The sequence below is a fragment of the Agromyces aurantiacus genome (genome assembly GCF_016907355.1).
Lineage (GTDB): Bacteria > Actinomycetota > Actinomycetes > Actinomycetales > Microbacteriaceae > Agromyces > Agromyces aurantiacus.
The window spans coordinates 524,515-543,370 of record NZ_JAFBBW010000001.1 but is presented as its reverse complement, the minus strand read 5'-3'; the positions used below and the strand labels follow the sequence as shown (position 1 = coordinate 543,370).

The following is an 18,856-nucleotide window of genomic DNA, read 5'->3' as shown; positions in this document are numbered from 1 at the left end:
GGAGGGGAGGGGCATGGGCGACGTCACGCGGCGCGCACTGCTGGCTGCGGCCGGCCTGGGCGCCGTCGTGGTGTTCGGCAAGTACGCCGCCGACCGAAGCGCCGCGGATGCCGCAGGCGGCAGTCAGGGCGCCCCGCAGCCCGCCGCGCCGCCGGCCCCGGCGATCGACCGCGTCGCCGTGCCGGCCGGCGAGCTCACGGCCCTCCCGCCCGAGGCCGGCAACGTCATGGCATGGACGGTCGACGACGGCACGAGCTCGGCGGTCGTGGGCGCCTACACCGCGTTCGCGGCGCGCACGGGCATCCGCCTCACCTACTTCGTCAACGGCACGTACGCCTCGTGGGACGAGCAGGCCGACGCGATCCGGCCGCTGGTGGCGAGCGGCCAGATCCAGCTCGCGAACCACACGTGGTCGCATCCGGATCTCTCGACGCTCGACGACGCGTCGATCCAGGCCGAGCTGCAGCGCAACCACGACTACCTCGCCGAGGTCTACGGCGTCGACGCGCGCCCCTACTTCCGCCCGCCCTACGGCGTGCACGACGCGCGGGTCGACGCCGCCGCGGCGGCCATCGGCTATACGGTGCCGACGCTCTGGTACGGCTCGCTCGGCGATTCGGGCGAGCTGGCCGACCAGCAGATCGTCGACCTCGCGACCGAGTGGTTCGGTGCGGGGCGCATCGTGATCGGGCACCTCAACCACGAGCCCGTCACGCGCGTGTTCGATCGGCTCGAGGCGATCCTCGAGGAGCGCGGGCTCACGACGGTCACGCTGAACGACGTCTTCACGAGCGAGCAGCATCCGTAGGGCCAGGGCGACTCCGTAGGCTGGTCGGATGCCGCGCCCGCCCGATCTGCACGTCGCCGCCATCGCGCTCGTCCGCGACCGCCGCGTGCTGATGGTCACGGCGCGGGGCCGCGAGGTGCACTACATGCCCGGCGGCAAGATCGACCCGGGCGAGACGCCGGCCCAGGCGGCGGCTCGCGAGGCGCTCGAGGAGGTCGGCATCCGGCTCGACCCGGCCCGCCTCGCCGAGGCGTTCACGGTGCGCGAGCTCGCGCACGGCCAGGCCGAGGGGCAGCACGTGCGGATGCACGTGTTCCTGGCCGAGACGGATGCCGCGCCGGCGCCCTCGGGCGAGGTCGGCGCGGTGCACTGGGTCGGCACCGCCGACGCGCACCGCTGCCCCCCGGCGGGCGTCGAGGTGCTGCGCCGGCTCGCGGCATCCGGCCTCATCGACTGACCGCCCGCCGCCTCGCCCCCGCCGCCCGCCGCCCGCCGCCCGCCGCCCGCCGCCCGCCGCCCGCCGCGAGTATGCCAAACGCACCGTTCGGCGAGCGCGGCGGTGCGTTTGGCATACTCTCGGTCGCTCGCGCGGGCGGGACTGCTCCGGCGACCCTGGCTCAGGAGGCGCGCAGGGTCGCGGGACCGCCCCGGCGACACGGGGCCCAGGCGGCGCGCGGGATCGCGAGCCGGCCCGCCCGGCGACCCCGGCTCAGGAGGCGCGCAGCGTCTCCGGCCCGAGCTCCGCGATCGAACGGTGGCCCGCGAGCGCGAGCGTGAGGTCGAGCTCGGCGAGGTGGTTGCGCACGACCTCGCGCACGCCCGCCTCGCCCGCGACCGCGAGCCCGTAGGCGTAGGGCCGCCCGATCCCGACGGCCGTCGCGCCGAGCGCGAGCGCTTTGACGGCGTCGGCGCCGCCCCGCACGCCGCTGTCGAGGATGATCGGCACCCGCCCGCCGAGGCGTTCCACGACCCCCGGCAGCGCGTCGAGCGAGGCGACCGCGCCGTCGACCTGCCGCCCGCCGTGGTTGGAGACCACGACGCCGTCGACGCCGTGGTCGAGCGCGCGGGACGCGTCAGCCGGGTGCAGAACGCCCTTGAGCAGGATCGGCAGGCTCGTCCACTCGCGCAGGCGTGCCAGGTCGGCCCACTCGAGCGCGGGGTTCGCGAACACGTCGAGGAACGTCTCGATCGCGGCCCGCGGCACCGGCGAGCGCAGTGCCGCCCGCACGCCGCCCTCGACGAGCGGGGTCCGCGCGCCCGAGCGCGCGATCGCGAGCGCCGACCTGAGCAGCGCGGGAGTGACCCTCGGCCGGGCGCCGCCGCCCCCGCCTCGGGTGAGGCGCCGCCGCACGAGGTCGGCGAACGCGGGATCGGCGGTGTACTGCGCGATGCCCTGCCCGCGCGTGAACGGCAGGAACCCGAGGTCGAGGTCGCGCACGCGCCATCCGAGCAGGTGGGTGTCGAGCGTCACCACGATGGCCTCGCACCCGGATGCCTCGGCACGGCGCACGAGCGACGCGTTCAGCTCGTCGGACGCGCTCCAGTACAGCTGGAACCAGCGGACGCCGTCGCCCATCGCCTCGGCGACCTCCTCCATGGGCCGCGAGGCCTGGTTCGAGAGCACGTAGGGCACGCCGAGCGCCGCGGCGGCGCGGCCGACCGCCACGTCGGCGTCGCGGTGCGCGAGCTCGATCACGCCGATCGGCGACAGCACGAAGGGCGTCGGCCGCCGCCGGCCGAGGAGCTCGATGGAGAGGTCGCGCTCGGCGACGTCGCGCAGCACGCGCGGCCAGATGCCCCAGCGCGCGAACGCGGCCCGGTTCGCGGCCATGGTCGCCTCGGATCCGGCGCCGCCCGCGAGGTAGGCGAAGGCCTCGGCCGGCAGCGCCTTCCGCGCCGCCGCCTCGAGGGCTGCCGGATCGACCGGGACGGCCGGGCGGGTGCCGGAGAGGCCCGCGCGGTAGATCTCGGACTGCACGGCGCGCGCCACGCCGCGGTTCGCATCGGTCATCGGCCGCCCCTTCGCGATCGGAGTGCGAGCCAGCGTACGCGCAACCCCCAGCGCGTGCCGAGCGCACGCACGGCGCCATCCGGCAGACTCGCTCCCAGGGGATCGCGACCCGAAGGGAGCCGCATGAGCCGCACACGCGAGTTCCGCCGCGGCGACGCGGTGACCGTGATCACCGAGTCGGGGCGCGACGAGGGCCCCACCTTCGTGCTCGTGCACGGCATCGGGATGGGAGACCGCTACTTCTCCGACCTCGCCGACTCGCTCGCGCGCGTCGGCCGCGTCCTCGCGCTCGACCTCCCCGGGTTCGGCGAGGCGCCCGAGCCGCGCCATCCGCAGACCATGTCGGAATCCGGCGAGTACCTCGCCGAGCTCATCGCCGCCGAGGGCCTCGACGACCCGGTCGTGCTCGTCGGGCACTCCATGGGCACGCAGATCGTCGCCGAGACCGCGGCGCAGCGTCCCGATCTCGTCGCCTCGCTCGTGCTCATCGCGCCGACCGTGAACCCGCGCGAGCGCTCGGCCGTCGTCCAGGCCATCCGGCTGCTCGAGGATCCGTCGCTGACCCGGCCCAAGGTGGTCGTGCTGGCCATCCGCATGTACCTGCAGGCGGGCCCGCGCTGGTACTTCAAGAAGCTGCACCAGATGCTCGCGCACCGCATCGAGCTCGTGCTGCCGGATGTCGCGGCCCCGACGCTCGTCGTCCGCGGCGAGCACGACCGGCTCGCGCCCCGCCCGTGGGCCGAGGAGGTCGCGCTGATCCTGCCGCACGGCCGCTACGTCGAGGTCGCGGACCGCGGGCACGAGACGATGGTCACGGCGGGGGATCGCGTCGCCGAGCTCATCGCGGCGCACGTGCGGGGCGACGAGGTGGGCCGCGTGGTCGAGCGCGTCTCGCCACCCGTCCGGTCGTCGCGCATCGAGAAGGCGTGGTGGTGGGCGGGCGACTACGTCTATGCCGGATGGCGCCAGCTCGCCATCATCGGCGAGGGGTGGAACCCGCCCGCGCGGTGGCGCACGGGCGATCCGTCGCGACCCGAGGTCGTGATGCTGCCCGGCATCTACGAGCACTGGTCGTTCCTGCGGCCGCTCGGCGACGCGGTGAACCGCGAGGGCTACCGCGTGCGCGTCGTGCACGGGCTCGGCACGAACCGGCGCGGCATCGCCGACACCGCGCGGCGGCTCGGCCGCGCCCTCGCTCGCGTGCCCGTGCCGCCGGCCGGCCGCGTGCTCGTCGCGCACAGCAAGGGAGGCCTCATCGCCAAGCACCTGCTCGTGGCCGAGGCCGACGGCGCGACGCCGTCATCCGGCCGCGGCCTGGTCGGGCTGGTCGCGATCTGCACGCCGTTCGCCGGGTCCCGGATGGCGCGCCTGCTCATCGATCCGAGCGTGCGCGCGCTGCTGCCGAGCGACGAGACCATCGTGATGCTCGGGCGGGCGTCATCCGTGAACGCCAGGATCGTGTCGGTGTTCGGCCGGTTCGACCCGCACATCCCCGACGGGAGCCTGCTCGACGGCGCGACGAACATCCGGGTTCCGGTGGCCGGCCACTTCCGGGTGCTCGGCGCGCCCGAGACGCACCGCGCGGTGCTCGAGGGCATCGAGCGGCTCACGCTCGCCGCGGTCGATGCGAGCGCGATCGAGCAGGCCGCGCCCGAGTAGGGCGTGCTGCGGCGGGCGGATGCCGCGTGGCGTGAGAGTCGCGGCATCCGCCCGTCACATCTGGTCGGACCCTCCCGGCTGGCCCGGCTGGACCGGGCCGATGCGGTACGGCCGCATCATCTCGTTGTCCTCGTGCTCGACGATGTGGCAGTGCCACACGTACTGGCCGGCGCGGTCGAACCTCGCACGCACGCGGGTCACCTGTCCCGGATAGGCGATGACGGTGTCCTTGCGCCCGGTCTCCCACGGCTCGGGCGGCGTGACGACGCCATCGGGCTGCACGGGCACGGCGACCTCGTCCCCGTCGAGCACGAGTCCCTCACGACCGACGACCTCGAACGCGACCTCGTGCACGTGCATGGGGTGCGCGTCGGCGGTCGTGTTCACGAACTCCCACACCTCGGTGGCGCCCTGGGCGGGGTTCTCGGTGACCTCGTCGGCCCATTCGCGCTCGGTCCACACGCCGTCCTCGAGCGTCCCGAGCACCGCGGAGGTCGGACCCTCGAGTTCCTCGCCCTCGTCGTCCTCGCCCTCCGCCGATCGCTCGACGAGCGCGAGCGGTCGCACGACGGACTCGGCGGGCAGCGGCATGATCTGCGGGAGGGCCAGGTGCTCGGGTGGCGTGGTCGGATCGGGCCCGACGGCGGGCACGACGCGGAACGCCAGGATCTGACCCGTCGTCGCCGGGTCCGCCATGGTGAACGCGACGCCGGGCTCACCGCCGCCGAACGGCGCGTCGGGGCCGACGTTCCCGAGCACGTGGTCGCCGAGCGGGACGGCGGCGAAGTCGACCACGAGGTCGGCGCGCTCGGCCGGCGCCAGGAGCAGGCGGTCGCCGTACGCCGCGAGGTCGACCGGAGCGGCGAGGAAGCCGCCCTCGTTGCCGATCTGCCAGGCTCGGACGCCGGGGATGCCGCTGAAGTCGAGGATCAGGAACCGCGACTGGCAGCCATTGAGGAACCGGAACCGGTAGCGACGCTGCTCGACGACCTGGAACGGCCAGGTGTTCCCGTTGGCGATGATCGTCTCGCCGAAGAACTCGGGGTTCCAGATCGGCGAGAACTCGCCGTCGGGCAGGTAGTCGGCGACGATGCCGTCGAAGAACTCGCGCGAGTCGGGGTAGAAGAGCGAGCCGTCCGGATTGAACGAGCGGTCCTGCACGGCGATCGGGATCTCGTAGTAGGTCTTGTTCGGCGGGATGCGGTCGCCCTCCTTTGGCGCGGGCCCGGGCAGGACGGCGCGGGCGCCCGTCCTGGCGTCGCGGACCGCGTCGTCACCGTCGGGGCCGCCGCGCACGAGGAAGAACCCGGCGGGCCCCGCGTACACGTTGAGCCGGGTCATGCCGAGCGTGTGGTCGTGGTACCAGAGGGTCGAGGCGCGCTGGGAGTTCGGGTACTGGAACGTCGCGAAGCCCGGCCCCCACTCGACGCCGTGGGCGGCCGCGGCCTTGGCCGCGAAGAACTCGTACCAGGTGCCCTCGGTCGCGTACCCGGCGGGGAGGTCCTTCGCGGCAGGCAGGTACCAGGCCTCGGCGTAGCCGTCGCTCTCGTCGCCGACGCCGACCGACCCGTGCACGTGCGTGACGATCGGGACCGGGCCCGTGTAGCGCCCGGGCGTCGTCTCGAAGTGGGGTCGCTCGTCTCGCCCCTCGGTGCCGCCAGGCGGATTCGCCCAGTGCAGCGTGGGGTCGACCGGCAGCAGGTGCGGCAGGGCGTTCCCGTTCGCATCGACGAGGTCGTTGATCCACTTCACCCTGACCGGCCGGTCCCACTTCGCCTCGATCGTGAGGGAGGGGGCGTTGTGGAGGAGCAGGCCCTTCTTGCCCGCCGAGGTCACGGCGCCGTACCCCCACACGGTGGTCGCGGGGTACCCGGCCGGCAGCACCTGCTGGGTGAACTGCCGCATCGAGATCTCGTACGAGTCGACGGGCTTGCCGCCGGGCACGGTGATCGTTCCGGCGCGCGGCATCACCGGCGGGATGAGGAGCGGGGTCTGGAACTTCGGGATGGCGGCCGCCGAGAGCGAGGCTCGCGGCACATGGGCGAGTGCGATCGCGCGACCGCCCGGGAGGGCGGCCCAGAGGATGAACCCCGCACCCGCGGCGCCCGCCGCCGTGATGAAGGCGCGTCGGCTGAGCAGCTGGCGCTGCGGGGTCTGGGGCTCGGGCATTCCACTCACCTGCCGGACTCGCGCGGCCGCAGAGACGGTCGGGTACACGCGAGTTTCCCTCAGGTTCCCGCCGTGGCGCGCCGCCCGGCAAGCCCCCGTTCGGGTTCCGCGCCCGGCCCGCTCAGTGCACGTACTCGAGCAGGTCGGCGCCGACCTGCCGCATGCCGTCGAGCACCGCGAGCCGCGACGCGAGCATGGTGTCGGCGAAGTACATCGACACCGCGTACGCCACGCTCGCGCGCGGGCCCCGCAGCACCCCGACCTCGCTGCGGACCCCGCCGTCGGTGCCCGTCTTGTTCATCAGCAGCAGGTTGTGGTCGGGCATGCGATGCGCGAGCGGGTCGAGCCCGAACGCGGAGGCCACCATCGAGAGGTCGGTGTTCAGTGAGAGCCACCCCACGACCCGCTGCGACACCTCGGGGCTGACGACCTCGCCCCGCGCGAGCGATGCGAACAGCCAGGTGAGCTCCTTGGCCGACCCGATCGAGAGCTGCGGCGCGTCATCGGGGCCGCGGTGGTCGCGGACCAGGTCGAGCAGCGCGGTGCGGGTCAGCCCCAGCGTCTCGGTGCGCGCACGCACGGCCTCGAGCCCGATATGGCGGATCAGCACGTTCGTGGCGAGGTTGTCGCTCGACGCGCCGACCATCGCCGCGAGGTCGGCCATGGGCAGCGACGGGGTCTGCAGGTGCTGCCAGATGCCCGAGTCGCCGACCGCGTCGCGCGGCGCGCGGTCGAGCACCGTGAACGCCTCGGGGCTCGCATGCCCGAGGCGCGAGGCGACCTCGACGAGCAGCAGCACCTTGCCGATCGACGCGGTCGGCATGACCACGTGGTCATCGACCGAGAACAGCACGCGGCCCGTCGCGAGGTCGGTCGCGCGCGCCGAGACCTGCACGCCCGCGAGGGCGAGTTCGCCGAGCGCGTCGAACCCGCGCGAGAAGTCCTCGTTCGGCTCGTCGGTACGATGGCGGCCCCGGCGGATGCTGGCGTGCCGAGCACGGCGCTCGGAATCCTGCGACGAGGTCACCACGGCGGAGTCAGCGGACTTTCGTTCGGGTCGCACGCTCCCCCACCGCGGCTGACACGGTGCGTGCGACGGGGACGGACAGGGCAGGTGCGAGGCGGCTACCAGATGCGCACGCGCTCGGCCGGGTCGAGCCAGAGCGCGTCGTCGGGAGTGACCTCGAAGCCAGTGTAGAACTCGTCGATGTTGCGGACGATCTGGTTGCACCGGAATTCGTTCGGCGAGTGCGGATCGATCGCGAGCAGGCGGATGACCTCCTCGTCGCGCCCCTTCATCTGCCAGGCCTGGGCCCACGAGAGGAAGAAGCGCTGGGCGCCGGTGAGCCCGTCGACCACGTCGTCCTCCGCGCCGTCGAGCGAGAGCCGGTACGCCTTCCACGCGATGGCGAGCCCGCCGAGGTCGCCGATGTTCTCGCCGATCGTGAGCGCGCCGTTCACGTGGTGCTCGCCGTCGGGCGACGCCTCCAGCTGGAGCGGCACGAGCGCGTCGTACTGGTCGATGAGCGCCTTCGTGCGCTCCTCGAACGCCGCGCGGTCGCCCTCCGTCCACCAGTCGGTGAGGCGCCCGTCGCCGTCGAAGCGCGATCCCTGGTCGTCGAAGCCGTGGCCGATCTCGTGCCCGATCACGGCGCCGATCGCGCCGTAGTTCGCCGCGGCGTCCCGGTCGGCGTCGAAGAACGGGAACTGCAGGATCGCGGCCGGGAACACGATCTCGTTGAAGCCCGGGTTGTAGTACGCGTTGATCGTCTGCGGCGTCATGAACCACTCGTCGCGATCGATCGGCTTGCCGATCTTGCCGAGCTGGCGCTGGAACTCGAACTCGGCCGCGGCGCGCACGTTGGCCACCAGGTCGGATGCGTCGACCGCGAGCGTCGAGTAGTCGCGCCACTTCACGGGGTAGCCGATCTTCGGCGTGAACTTCGCGAGCTTCTCGAGCGCCTTCGCGCGGGTCTCCTCGCCCATCCAGTCCAGCTCGGCGATCGACTCGCGGTAGGCCTCGACGAGGTTCGCGACGAGCTCGTCCATCGCCTCCTTCGCGGCCGGCGGGAAGTGGCGCTCGACGTAGATGCGGCCGACCGCCTCGCCCATCGCGCCCTCGACGAACGAGACGCCGCGCTTCCACCGCTCGCGCAGCTCGGGCGTGCCCGTGAGCGTGCGCCCGTAGAAGTCGAAGTTCGCCTCGACGAAGTCGCTCGACAGGTAGGCGGCGCTCGAGCGGATGACCTGCCAGGCCAGCCAGTCGCGCCACGCCGTGAGGCGGTCGCCGGTCAGCAGGCGTCCGACGCCCTCGACGAAGCTCGGCTGCCGCACGACGAGCTCGTCGAAGGCGCGCGCGGGCACGCCCATCGCGTCGCGCCACACGTCGAGGTCGACGGAGGCGGCGGCCGCGACATCCGCCCACGGCATGAGGTTGTAGGTCTTCTGGCTGTCGCGCGAGTCGACGTTGGTCCAGTGCGTCGCCGCGATCTCGGTCTCGAGGTCGAACACCCGGCGGGCGCGGGCCGCGGCATCGTCGAGCTTCGCGAGCCCGAACATGCGCTCGAGGTGGGCGAGGTACTTCTCGCGGATCGGGGCGAAGCGTTCCTCGCGGAAGTAGCTCTCGTCGGGCAGCCCGATGCCGCCCTGCTCGACGAACACGAGGTAGCGCTCGGGGTCGCCGGGGTCGTTGTCGACGAAGAGCTGCGCGAAGCCCGACACGCCCTGGCGCTCGAGCCGGCCGACGGTGTCGAGCAGCTGCTCGATCGTGCCGGGGAGCGAGGCCTCGACGAGCTGCGCCGCGATGGGCGTCGCGCCCAGCAGCTCGGCGCGCTCCTCGTTCATGAACGACGCGAACAGGTCGCCCACCTTCCGGGCCTCGGTGCCCGGCTCGGCCTGCTGCGCCTCCTCGATGATCTCGCGGACGGCCTGCTCGGCCTCCTCGAAGAGCACGATGAAGCTGCCGTAGCGCGCCTTGTCGGATGGGATCTCGGTGCGCGCGATCCACTTGCCGTTGACGTGCCGGAACAGGTCGTCCTGCGGGCGTACCTCGGGGTCGAGTTCGTCGAGGATGATGCCGGAGGGCTTCGTCGCGTCGCTCATGTCGACAGACTACGCGGCGGGGTGCCGGGAACCCGGCGAACGGATGCCGCGACGGCGCGCCTCACGGCGCTCTCGCAGCGCGGGGCATCCCTTCGGTCAGCGCAGCTGCGCGAACCCCTCGGCCTTGCGCGTGGGCCCGACGATCAGGATGGTGTCGCCCTTGCCGAGCACGGTGTCGGCGTCGGCGTTGTGCCACTCGCCGCCCGGCTTCTTGAACGCCGCGACGGTGACGCCGAACTCCTTGCGCAGGCCCGTCTGGCCGAGCGGCACGCCGAACAGGCGCTCGGGCGGCGCGGACTTCACGATCGCGTAGCCCCGTTCGATCTCGATGTAGTCGAGCGCGGCGCCGCGGACCAGGTGCGCGACCCGGCGCCCCATCTCGGCCTCGGGCCGGATGACATGGTGCACGCCGAGCTGCTCGAGGATCACCGCGTGCTGCTCGGTGACGGCCTTCGCCCAGATCATCGGGATCTTCATGCCGAGCAGCACCGAGCACGTGAGGATCGACGCGGTGATGTCGGAGCCGATCGCCACGACGGCCCGGTCGAACTCGTCGACCGCGAGCTGGCGCAGCGCCTCCGACTTCGTCGAGTCGGCGCGCACGACCTGGGTGAGCTCGCCGTTGAGCGACTGGACGATCTCCTCGTCGGCATCGATGCCGAGCACCTCGGTGCCGCCCGCGACGAGCTCGAGCGCGAGCGACTGGCCGAACCGGCCGAGGCCGATGACCACCACCGAGTCGGCCTCGGCGATGCGGCGCGACGTGTCGCTCGCGCCGCCGAACAGCGTGAACCTAGCCAATGACGGGCCTCTCCTTCGGGAGTTCGTAGAGGATGCGGCGGTTGCGCAGCGCGATCGCCGTTCCCAGGGTGAGCGGGCCGATGCGGCCGAGGAACATCAGCAGGGCCAGCACGACGTCGGCCGCGGGCGGGAGGTCGGGCGTGATGCCGGTCGAGAGGCCCACCGTGCCGAACGCCGAGACGGCCTCGAACAGCACCCGGTCCAGGCCCAGGCCCGTGAGGTGCATGAGCAGGACGGTCGCGGCCACCACCGCGCCGACCGCGATGAGCGCGACCGTGATCGCCTGGCGGTGCACCGCGCGAGAGAGCCGCTTGCCGAAGATGTTCACGGCGGCCTCGCCGCGGAGCTCGGTGAGCAGGATGAAGAACAGCACCGCGAACGTGGTCACCTTGATGCCGCCGGCGGTGCCGGCCGGGCCGCCGCCGATGAACATCAGCACGTCCATCGCGACCCAGCTCTCGTCGTGCATCATGCCGATGTCGACGCTGTTGAACCCCGCGGTGCGCGTCTGGACCGAGGCGAAGAACCCCGCGAGCAGCTTCGCGCCGGGGTCGAGCGGGCCGAACGTGCGGGGATTGTTCCACTCGACCACCGTGAGGTAGGCCCATCCGGCGACGATCAGCAGGATCGTGCCCCAGATCACGAGCTTCGTGTTCATCGACCAGTGGAGCGGGCGGCGGAACTCCTTGCGCAGCTGCATGATCACCGGGAAGCCCAGGCCCCCGAGGATGATCGCCGCGCAGATGGGCAGGCAGATGAACGGGTCGCCGACGAAGTCCATCAGGTTGTTCGTGTACAGCGCGAACCCGGCGTTGTTGAACGACGAGACGGAATGGAACAGCGCATACCACGCGGCATCCGCCGGACTGTACTCGTAGCCGAACAGGAACCGCGGGAACAGGAACGCCCACGTGGCGCCCTCGATCGCGAACGAGATCAGGACGATGCCCCGGACGAGCCCGCGCACGTCGGCGAAGCCGACGACGCTCGCCTCGGTCGCCGTGTTCAGGCGCGTGCGGACGGACATCTTGCGGGCGAGCACCAGCCCGATGAGCGAGGCGAACAGCATGATGCCCAGGCCCCCGACCTGGATCAGCAGCATGATGACGACGTGGCCCAGCGGGCTCCAGTGCAACTGCGTGTCGAGCACGGTGAGCCCGGTCACGCAGACCGCGCTCGTCGCCGTGAAGAGGGCGTCGACGAACGACGTGCCCTCGGCCTCGACGGTCATCGGCGGGAGGAGGAGCAGCAGCGTCCCGGCCAGCACGGCCGAGGCGAACCCGACCACGACGACCTGGGCGGGGTGCAGCCGGATTCCCCGTCTCAGGCGGACGAGGGGGCTCGCACCCACCGGTTCGCGTGAGGTCACTGCCGCATCCTACGCCCGGCCGCTCGGGCTCGCCGAGGGGCTCGCGCGGGGTCGGCGGGGATGGGAGGATCGAGCCATCATGAACACGATCCTGAACGTCGTCTGGCTCATCCTCGCGGGCATCTGGCTCTGGATCGGGTACATGCTCGCGGGCCTGATCATGTGCGTGCTCATCGTCACGATCCCGTGGGGCATCGCCTCGTTCCGCATCGCGAACTACTCGCTGTGGCCGTTCGGGCGCGAGGTCGTGTCCAAGCCGCGCTCGGGCGTGTTCTCGTTCCTCGGCAACGTCGTGTGGGTGCTGCTCGCCGGCTGGTGGCTCGCGCTCGAGCACCTCATCACGGGCGTCCTCATGTGCCTGACGATCATCGGCATCCCGCTCGGCATCGCGAACTTCAAGCTGATCCCGGTCTCGCTCGCGCCGCTCGGCAAGGAGATCGTCGAGTCGAGGTGAGCACCGCTCCCGTCGTCGCGCGTCGGGCCGTCGACCGCGACATCCTGCGCCTCGCCGTGCCCGCGCTCGGCGCGCTCGTCGCCGAGCCGCTGTTCCTCCTCGCCGACACCGCCATGGTGGGCCACCTGGGCGCCGCACCGCTCGCCGGGCTCGGCCTCGCGAGCGCCGTGCTGCAGACGATCATCGGCCTGATGATCTTCCTCGCCTATGCGACCACGCCCGCGGTCGCGCGGCGGCTCGGCGCGGGCGACGAGCGCGGCGCGGTCGCGTCGGGCGTCGACGGGCTCTGGCTCGCGCTCGGGCTCGGCGTGCTGCTGGCGGTGCTCGGATGGCTCGCCGCGCCGTGGCTCGTGGGCGCCTTCGGCGCGTCCGCCGACGTGACCGCCGAGGCATCCGTCTACCTCTCGATCTCGATGGCGGGGCTCCCCGCGATGCTCGTGGTGTTCGCCGCGACGGGCCTGCTGCGCGGCCTCCAGGACACGCGCACCCCGCTCTACGTCGCGGGCACCGGCTTCGCCGCGAACATCGCGCTGAACGCGCTCTTCATCTACGGGCTCGGTTGGGGCATCGCGGGGTCGGCCTTGGGCACGGTCGTCGCGCAGTGGGGCATGGTGCTCGTCTACCTCGGCGTCGTCGCGCGGCACGTCGCGCGGGTCGGCGCGAGCCCGTGGCCGCACCACGCGGGCGTGCTGCGCGGCGCGCGGTCGGGCGGGTGGCTGTTCCTGCGGACGCTGAGCCTGCGCGCGGCGCTGCTGCTCGCGACGTGGGCGGCGACGTCGCTCGGCCGCGACGAGCTCGCGGCGTATCAGGTCGCCATCACGATCTACTTCACCCTGGGCTTCGCGCTCGACGCGCTCGCGATCGCCGCGCAGGCCCTCATCGGCAAGGGGCTCGGCGCCGGCGACGTCGCGCAGGTGCGCGCCGTCCTGCGGCGGTGCGTCGAGTGGGGCATCGGCTCGGGCGCGGTCATCGGCGCCCTCGTCATCGCGATGGCGTGGGTGCTGCCCGCATTGTTCACCTCGTCGGCCGACGTGGCGGCGCTGCTCCCGCCCTCGCTCGTCGTGCTCGGACTGTCCGCGCCGCTGGGCGGGCTCGTGTTCGTGCTCGACGGCGTGCTCATCGGCGCGGGCGACGCGCGCTACCTCGCCTGGACGGGGCTCGTGAACCTCGCGGTGTTCGTGCCGCTCGCGTTCGGCGTCGTGTGGTGGGCGGATGGCGCGGGGGCCGACGTGCCCGGCGCGCTGGCGCTCGCGGCGCTGACCGCGGCGTTCGCGGTCGGCTACCTCGCGGCGCGCGCCGTGACGCTGTCGCTCCGGGCGCGCGGCGCGGCGTGGATGGTGACCGGCGCGCCTGCGTAGGCGGAGTGACCAACGGCCCGACGGTGCGCGAGCGGCTCGGCTAGCGTCGGGACGTCCGCCGGAGGAAGGAACCGCCATGTCCACCCGACGCGCCACCGTCATCCGCACCGCCGGCATGGTCGCCGCCGTCGGCTCGACCGTGCTCGCGCTCACCGCATGCGTGCCGTTCGTGAACGCCGGAGACCGCACCACGGAGGATCGCGACATCGACGACGCGAGCGAGATCGTGTTCCGCACGGCGGGCGACCTCACCGTGCGACTGGGCGATGCGCCCGCGCTCACGGTCACCGGCGGCGAGAACGTGCTGCAGCGCCTCTCCACCGAGGTGGACGGGGACCGGCTCGTCATCGAGGTCGGGCGCGGCCCCCTGATCGTGGGCGAGCAGGACCTCGACATCGACGTGACGGTGACCTCGCTCCAGTCGGTGGTCATCGAGGGGTCCGGCGACGTCTCCGCCGAGTTCGGGGACGCGAGCGAGGTCTCCCTCGACATCCGCGGCTCCGGTGAGATCGAGACCGACCGGGTCGATGCCGAGTCGGTGGACGCCTCGATCAGCGGATCCGGCTCCATCATGGTCGAGGGGCGCACCGACCGGCTCGCGGTGAACGTCAGCGGCTCCGGCGACATCGACGCCGGTGGGTTGAGCGCGCAGTCGGCCCAGATCGTGCTCTCGGGATCGGGCGGCGTGTCCGTCGACGTGTCCGACTCGCTCGACGTCACGCTCTCGGGCAGCGGGACCGTGCGCTACTCCGGCCGGCCGGAGATCCGCAGCACCATCTCCGGGTCGGGTCGGATCGAGCCCTCCTGATCGCGCGGGGGCGCCGGCGGACGCGCCGGCCGACGCTCGGGCCAGCGCTCAGGGGGCCGGGGCGGCCTCGGGCTCGGCCAACCACTCGCGCGCCGCTGCGACGAGCGCGTCGACCCCCGTGGCGAGCGTCGGCTCGATCACGGGCGCGTAGTGCGGCGAGTGGTTCGACGGCACATCGGGCAGTCGTCCGGTGCGCAGGAAGTCCTCGAACAGGGCGGGATCGGCGCCGCCGAGCACCCAGTACGCGAGCGGCGCACCGCCCGCGTCGGCGAGCACGCCGACATCCTCGCTCCCCGAGACCACGCCGGGGTCGATCACGCGCTCGTCGCCGAGCGCACGCCGCAGGGCCGCGGCCGTGCGCTCCGTCGCGGCGGCGTCGTTGACGGTCGGCGGGAACTCACCGTCCGTGATGATCTCGGGCGGCGTCGGGGCAACGGATGCCGCGGCCTCGGCGTGCACGATCCGCTCGATGGCGGCGAGCACGCGCTCGCGCACGTGCGCGTCGAAGGTGCGCACGCTGAGCCCGAGCCGGGCCTCGGACGGGATGATGTTGTTCTTCTTGCCGGCGTGCACCTGCCCCACGGATACGACGGCCGACTCGGTCGCGGCGATCTCGCGCGAGACCACGGCCTGCAGTCGCGTGATGACGGATGCCGCGAGCACGACCGGATCGACGGTGGTCTCGGGGCGCGACCCATGCCCGCCCGCACCGTGCAGCACGATCGTGAGCGAGTCGTCGCCCGCGAACGCGACACCGGGGTGGATCGCGGCGTACCCGGCCGGGAACGGCGCGACGTGCTGGCCGAGCACGACGTCGGGCCGCGGGATGCGCTCGAACAGGCCGTCGCGCGCGAGCGCGTGCGCGCCCGAGCCGAGCTCCTCGGCGGGCTGGAACACGACCGCCAGGGTGCCACGCCACCGCTCGCGCTCGGCGGCGAGTCGCTCGGCCGAGCCGACGAGGCACGTGACGTGGACATCGTGCCCGCACGCGTGCATCACGGGCACGTCGGCGCCCGCGGGGTCGATCCCGCGCCGCGTGCTCGCGTACTCGAGGCCGGTCGCCTCCTCGACGGGAAGCGCGTCCATGTCGGCGCGCAGCAGCACGGTCGGCCCGTCGCCGTTGCGGAGCACGCCGAGCACCCCCGTGCCGCCGAGCCCGGTGGTCACCTCGTACCCGAGCCCGCGCAGGTGGTCGGCGGCGATGCCCGCCGTGCGGTGCTCCTGGTAGCTCAGCTCGGGGTTGGCGTGCAGGTCGCGGTACAGCTCGGCGAGGTCGATGCCCATGTCCGCAGCCTAGGCAGTGGGTCGGCGGCGAGCCGCGTGGGATGCCGCGCGCCCGTCCAGTTCTGCGGATATACGATCGGGCGCGCCGCTGATGCCGTCCATCCGCCGGGGTGGCGGATCGTATATCCGCAGAACTGGACGTCGTGCGCGGAGCGCGCGGGCGAGAGCGCGCGGGCGAGGGCGGGCGCGGCGTCCGGGGGCGCAGCGCGCGGCGTCCGGGGGCGCAGCGCGCGGCGTCCGGGGGCGCAGCGCGCGGCGTCCGGGGCGGCAGCGCGCGGGGTCAGGCGCGCGGCCGGGCCGTGGTGTCGCCCACGTGGAGGGTGCTCGTGAAATCGGTGCCGGCGGCCGGTTCGCCCGACAGCATCCGCACGACCGCCTCGCCCGCGGCGCGGCCCTTCGCGACCGACGGCTGCACGAGCGTGGTCAGGTCGTGCTGCAGGCCGTCGACGCGGATGCCGTCGAAGCCGATCACGCTGACGTCGCCCGGCACGCTCAGGCCCAGCTCCTCGGCCGCGCGGATGACGCCGGCGGCGAGCAGGTCGGATTGCGCGATGATCGCGGTCGGGCGCGTCGCGGCATCCGCCAGCACGGCCCGGCCCGCCTCGAGCCCCTCCTCGATCGAGCTCGCGGCGGCGACCTGCGCGCGCAGGCCCGGGTAGACGTCGCGCGCGCCGCGCAACCGCTCGACGGCCGTGTCGACCGTGGCGGCCGCCTCGATCTCGGGCGTGAGCGGCCCGCGCGTGCGGCCGGGCTCGAACGGCAGCGTGACGGTCACCACGTCGGTGTGGCCCAGGCTGCGCAGGTGCTCGGCGCCGAGGCGCGTCGCCTCGCGGTTGTCGATCGTGATCTCGGGGATGCCGCCGCCGGGCGCCCCCTCGATGGCGACCATGGGGATGCCCCGGCGCTGCAGGGCCTCGACCTGGCGGAAGAACTTGGGGCTGCACCCGATGAGCACGACGGCATCGACCGGCGCGGTGTCGAGGCTGACCGGTGCGGCGGGGTCGCCGGAGTCGGTGAACAGCAGCAGGCCCGCGCCGAGCGGCGCGATGCCCTCGGTGAGCCCGTCGAGGGTCTGGATCTTGACCGGGTCGAGGAAGGCCGCGCGCACGCGCTCCTCGAGCACGACGCCCACGATGCCCGAGCGTCCCCGTCGCAGGGACCGCGCGCGGGGGTCGGGCCCGGCGTAGCCGAGCTCCGCGGCCGCGGCGAGCACGCGCTCCTTCGTGGCGTCCGACACGGGGCCGGAGCCGCTGAAGGCGAGCGACGCGGTCGACGCCGAGACGCCTGCGCGTGCGGCGACGTCGGCCAGCGTCACGCGCGAGATCGCACCGGTCTCGGGCGCGGTCGATTCGATGGTCACGATCCGATTGTACGGTCGAATCGATTCGAGCGGGCTGAGCGTGTCGTCACGAGCGCTCGGCGATCGACTTGACGGTCGCCAGCAGGGCGTCCCAGTTGCGCTGCGAGTGGGCGGCCGCCTCGGGCGTCGGATTGTTGTCCTGCGCGAGCGTCAGGACGGTCGGGCCGTCGCCCTCGAGCGTCCAGGTCATCGTGTGGTGGTTCTCCGGCACGTCCTCCTGGCCGCTCAGCGGACTGAAGTGCGTGTTCACGAGCCGGCGCGGCGGCGCGAACTCGAGCACGACGCCGTGGTCCTCGTACGACGTCCCCTCGTACTCGCCGCGCCAACGGATCGCTCCGCCGACCGCCCAGTCGGTCTCCAGCTCGGTGCCGAACATGAACTCGCGCGCGGCCGTCGGGTCGGTGATCACCGACCAGACGCGCTCGGGTGGAGCATCGATCTCGATCCGCGATGTGGCGACGTGGGTCTCGGGCATCTCGCGCCTCCTCGGTGTCGCGGGCGACGTTACGCCGCCGCGACCACCGCGTCACGCGCCTCGGCGAACGCGGCGACGCAGCGACGGATCTCGTCCTCGGTGTGCGCCGCCGACAGCTGCACGCGGATGCGCGCCTTGCCCTTCGGCACGACGGGGTACGAGAACGCCGTCACGTACACGCCGCGCTCCTGCAGCGCGTCGGCGATCCGCGCCGTGAGCGCGGCGTCGCCGAACATGACCGGCACGATCGGGTGCGAGCCGGGGAGCAGCTCGAAGCCCGCCTCGGTCATGAGCTGCCGGAACAGCGCGGCGTTCGCCACGAGCCGCTGCCGCAGATCGCCCGATTCGGTCACGAGCCGCAGCGCCTCGAGCGTGCCGGCCACGATCATCGGCGCGAGCGTGTTCGAGAACAGGTACGGCCGGGCGCGCTGGCGCAGCAGGTCGACGATCTCCTGCCGTGCGGCGACATAGCCGCCGGATGCGCCGCCGAGCGCCTTGCCGAACGTGCCGGTCGTGATGTCGACCCGGCCCTCGACGCCGCAGAGCTCGGGCGTTCCGCGGCCGTGCTCGCCGACGAACCCGACGGCGTGGGAGTCGTCGACGAAGACGAGCGCGTCGTACGCGTCGGCGAGGTCGCAGATCTCGCGCAGGGGCGCGACGTAGCCGTCCATCGAGAACACGCCGTCGGTCACGATCACGCGGCGCCGAGCGCCGGAGGCCGCCTGCAGCTGCGCCTCGAGGTCGGCCAGGTCGCGGTTCCGGTAGCGGAACCGCTGCGCCTTCGAGAGCCGGATGCCGTCGATGATCGACGCGTGGTTCAGCTCATCGGAGATGATCGCGTCATCCGCGCCGAAGAGCACCTCGAAGACGCCGCCGTTCGCGTCGAAGCACGACGAGAAGAGGATGGTGTCGTCGTAGCCGAGGAATTCGGACACCCGCCGCTCGAGTTCGAGGTGCAGCTCCTGCGTGCCGCAGATGAACCGCACGCTCGCCAGGCCGTAGCCCCACTCGTCGAGGCCGCGGTGCGCGGCGGCGACGATGCGCGGGTCGTTCGCGAGGCCGAGGTAGTTGTTCGCGCAGAAGTTGAGCACCTCGCGCCCCGCGACCTCGATCTCGGAGGACTGCGGGCCGTGGATGCCGCGCTCGCGCTTGGTGAGCCCGGCGGCCTCGATCTCGTCGAGCTCGGCCCGCAACTGCTCCTTCACCGATCCGTACATGC

At 73.0% G+C, this 18,856-nt stretch carries 16 protein-coding genes; 6 read left to right on the top strand and 10 right to left on the bottom strand.

Annotation, left to right across the window (positions count from 1 at the left end):
* Positions 1-13 precede the first annotated feature (13 nt).
* Positions 14-808, top strand: coding sequence for a polysaccharide deacetylase family protein (locus JOD46_RS02560; protein WP_204391430.1), 795 nt, complete (start codon positions 14-16; stop codon positions 806-808).
* 28 nt (positions 809-836) lie between these two features.
* Positions 837-1,244 (top strand): NUDIX hydrolase, encoded by a 408-nt coding sequence (locus JOD46_RS02555; protein ID WP_204391428.1) that lies wholly within the window; start codon positions 837-839, stop codon positions 1,242-1,244.
* 252 nt (positions 1,245-1,496) lie between these two features.
* Here JOD46_RS02555 and JOD46_RS02550 read toward each other — a convergent pair whose 3' ends face one another.
* Positions 1,497-2,798, bottom strand: a complete 1,302-nt coding sequence (locus JOD46_RS02550; protein WP_204391426.1) for an alpha-hydroxy-acid oxidizing protein — start codon at positions 2,796-2,798, stop codon at positions 1,497-1,499.
* Positions 2,799-2,921: 123 nt separating this feature from the next.
* Between JOD46_RS02550 and JOD46_RS18440 the strand changes: the two genes are divergently transcribed.
* Positions 2,922-4,457, top strand: coding sequence for an alpha/beta hydrolase (locus JOD46_RS18440; RefSeq protein ID WP_239562556.1), 1,536 nt, complete (start codon positions 2,922-2,924; stop codon positions 4,455-4,457).
* Between the two features lie 54 nt (positions 4,458-4,511).
* On the opposite strand, the gene JOD46_RS02535 is transcribed toward JOD46_RS18440, so the two are convergent.
* The 5 genes from JOD46_RS02535 to JOD46_RS02515 all read right to left on the bottom strand — a co-directional run bounded on the left by JOD46_RS02535 (position 4,512) and on the right by JOD46_RS02515 (position 11,898).
* Positions 4,512-6,626: a multicopper oxidase family protein gene (locus JOD46_RS02535; RefSeq protein WP_204391424.1), complete on the bottom strand. Its 2,115-nt coding sequence runs from the start codon at positions 6,624-6,626 to the stop codon at positions 4,512-4,514.
* 121 nt (positions 6,627-6,747) lie between these two features.
* Entirely contained in the window at positions 6,748-7,653 is a 906-nt protein-coding gene (locus tag JOD46_RS02530) for a serine hydrolase (protein ID WP_307834878.1), read from the bottom strand.
* Positions 7,654-7,751: 98 nt separating this feature from the next.
* Positions 7,752-9,728 carry a M13 family metallopeptidase gene (locus JOD46_RS02525; protein ID WP_204391422.1) on the bottom strand — a complete coding sequence of 659 codons (1,977 nt, stop codon included), beginning with the start codon at positions 9,726-9,728 and terminating at the stop codon, positions 7,752-7,754.
* A gap of 96 nt (positions 9,729-9,824) precedes the next feature.
* Positions 9,825-10,529: a potassium channel family protein gene (locus tag JOD46_RS02520; RefSeq protein WP_204391420.1), complete on the bottom strand. Its 705-nt coding sequence runs from the start codon at positions 10,527-10,529 to the stop codon at positions 9,825-9,827.
* Positions 10,522-11,898, bottom strand: a complete 1,377-nt coding sequence (locus tag JOD46_RS02515) for a TrkH family potassium uptake protein (protein ID WP_307834877.1) — start codon at positions 11,896-11,898, stop codon at positions 10,522-10,524. Before JOD46_RS02515 ends, JOD46_RS02520 begins: the two co-directional genes overlap by 8 nt.
* Before the next feature lie 79 nt (positions 11,899-11,977).
* On the opposite strand from JOD46_RS02515, the gene JOD46_RS18435 reads away from it, so the two are divergent.
* The 3 genes from JOD46_RS18435 (at position 11,978) to JOD46_RS02505 (ending at position 14,518) form a co-directional block, all read left to right on the top strand.
* Positions 11,978-12,352, top strand: a complete 375-nt coding sequence (locus JOD46_RS18435; RefSeq protein ID WP_239562554.1) for a YccF domain-containing protein — start codon at positions 11,978-11,980, stop codon at positions 12,350-12,352.
* Positions 12,349-13,710, top strand: a complete 1,362-nt coding sequence (locus JOD46_RS02510; RefSeq protein ID WP_307834876.1) for an MATE family efflux transporter — start codon at positions 12,349-12,351, stop codon at positions 13,708-13,710. Before JOD46_RS18435 ends, JOD46_RS02510 begins: the two co-directional genes overlap by 4 nt.
* 76 nt (positions 13,711-13,786) lie before the next feature.
* Complete coding sequence (locus JOD46_RS02505) at positions 13,787-14,518, top strand: head GIN domain-containing protein (protein ID WP_204391416.1); 732 nt, start codon at positions 13,787-13,789, stop codon at positions 14,516-14,518.
* 48 nt (positions 14,519-14,566) lie between these two features.
* On the opposite strand, the gene JOD46_RS02500 is transcribed toward JOD46_RS02505, so the two are convergent.
* The 4 genes from JOD46_RS02500 to JOD46_RS02485 form a co-directional block, all read right to left on the bottom strand.
* On the bottom strand, positions 14,567-15,802 hold the full coding sequence (locus tag JOD46_RS02500) for an amidohydrolase (protein ID WP_204391414.1): 1,236 nt from the start codon (positions 15,800-15,802) through the stop codon (positions 14,567-14,569).
* 280 nt (positions 15,803-16,082) lie between these two features.
* The gene (locus JOD46_RS02495) at positions 16,083-17,162 is read right to left on the bottom strand and encodes a LacI family DNA-binding transcriptional regulator (RefSeq protein ID WP_204391412.1); all 1,080 of its coding nucleotides are present in this window, start codon (positions 17,160-17,162) and stop codon (positions 16,083-16,085) included.
* A gap of 46 nt (positions 17,163-17,208) precedes the next feature.
* Entirely contained in the window at positions 17,209-17,637 is a 429-nt protein-coding gene (locus JOD46_RS02490) for an SRPBCC domain-containing protein (protein ID WP_204391410.1), read from the bottom strand.
* A 29-nt stretch (positions 17,638-17,666) separates the two neighbouring features.
* On the bottom strand, positions 17,667-18,854 hold the full coding sequence (locus JOD46_RS02485; RefSeq protein ID WP_204391408.1) for a glycine C-acetyltransferase: 1,188 nt from the start codon (positions 18,852-18,854) through the stop codon (positions 17,667-17,669).
* Between the last annotated feature and the right edge of the window lie 2 nt (positions 18,855-18,856).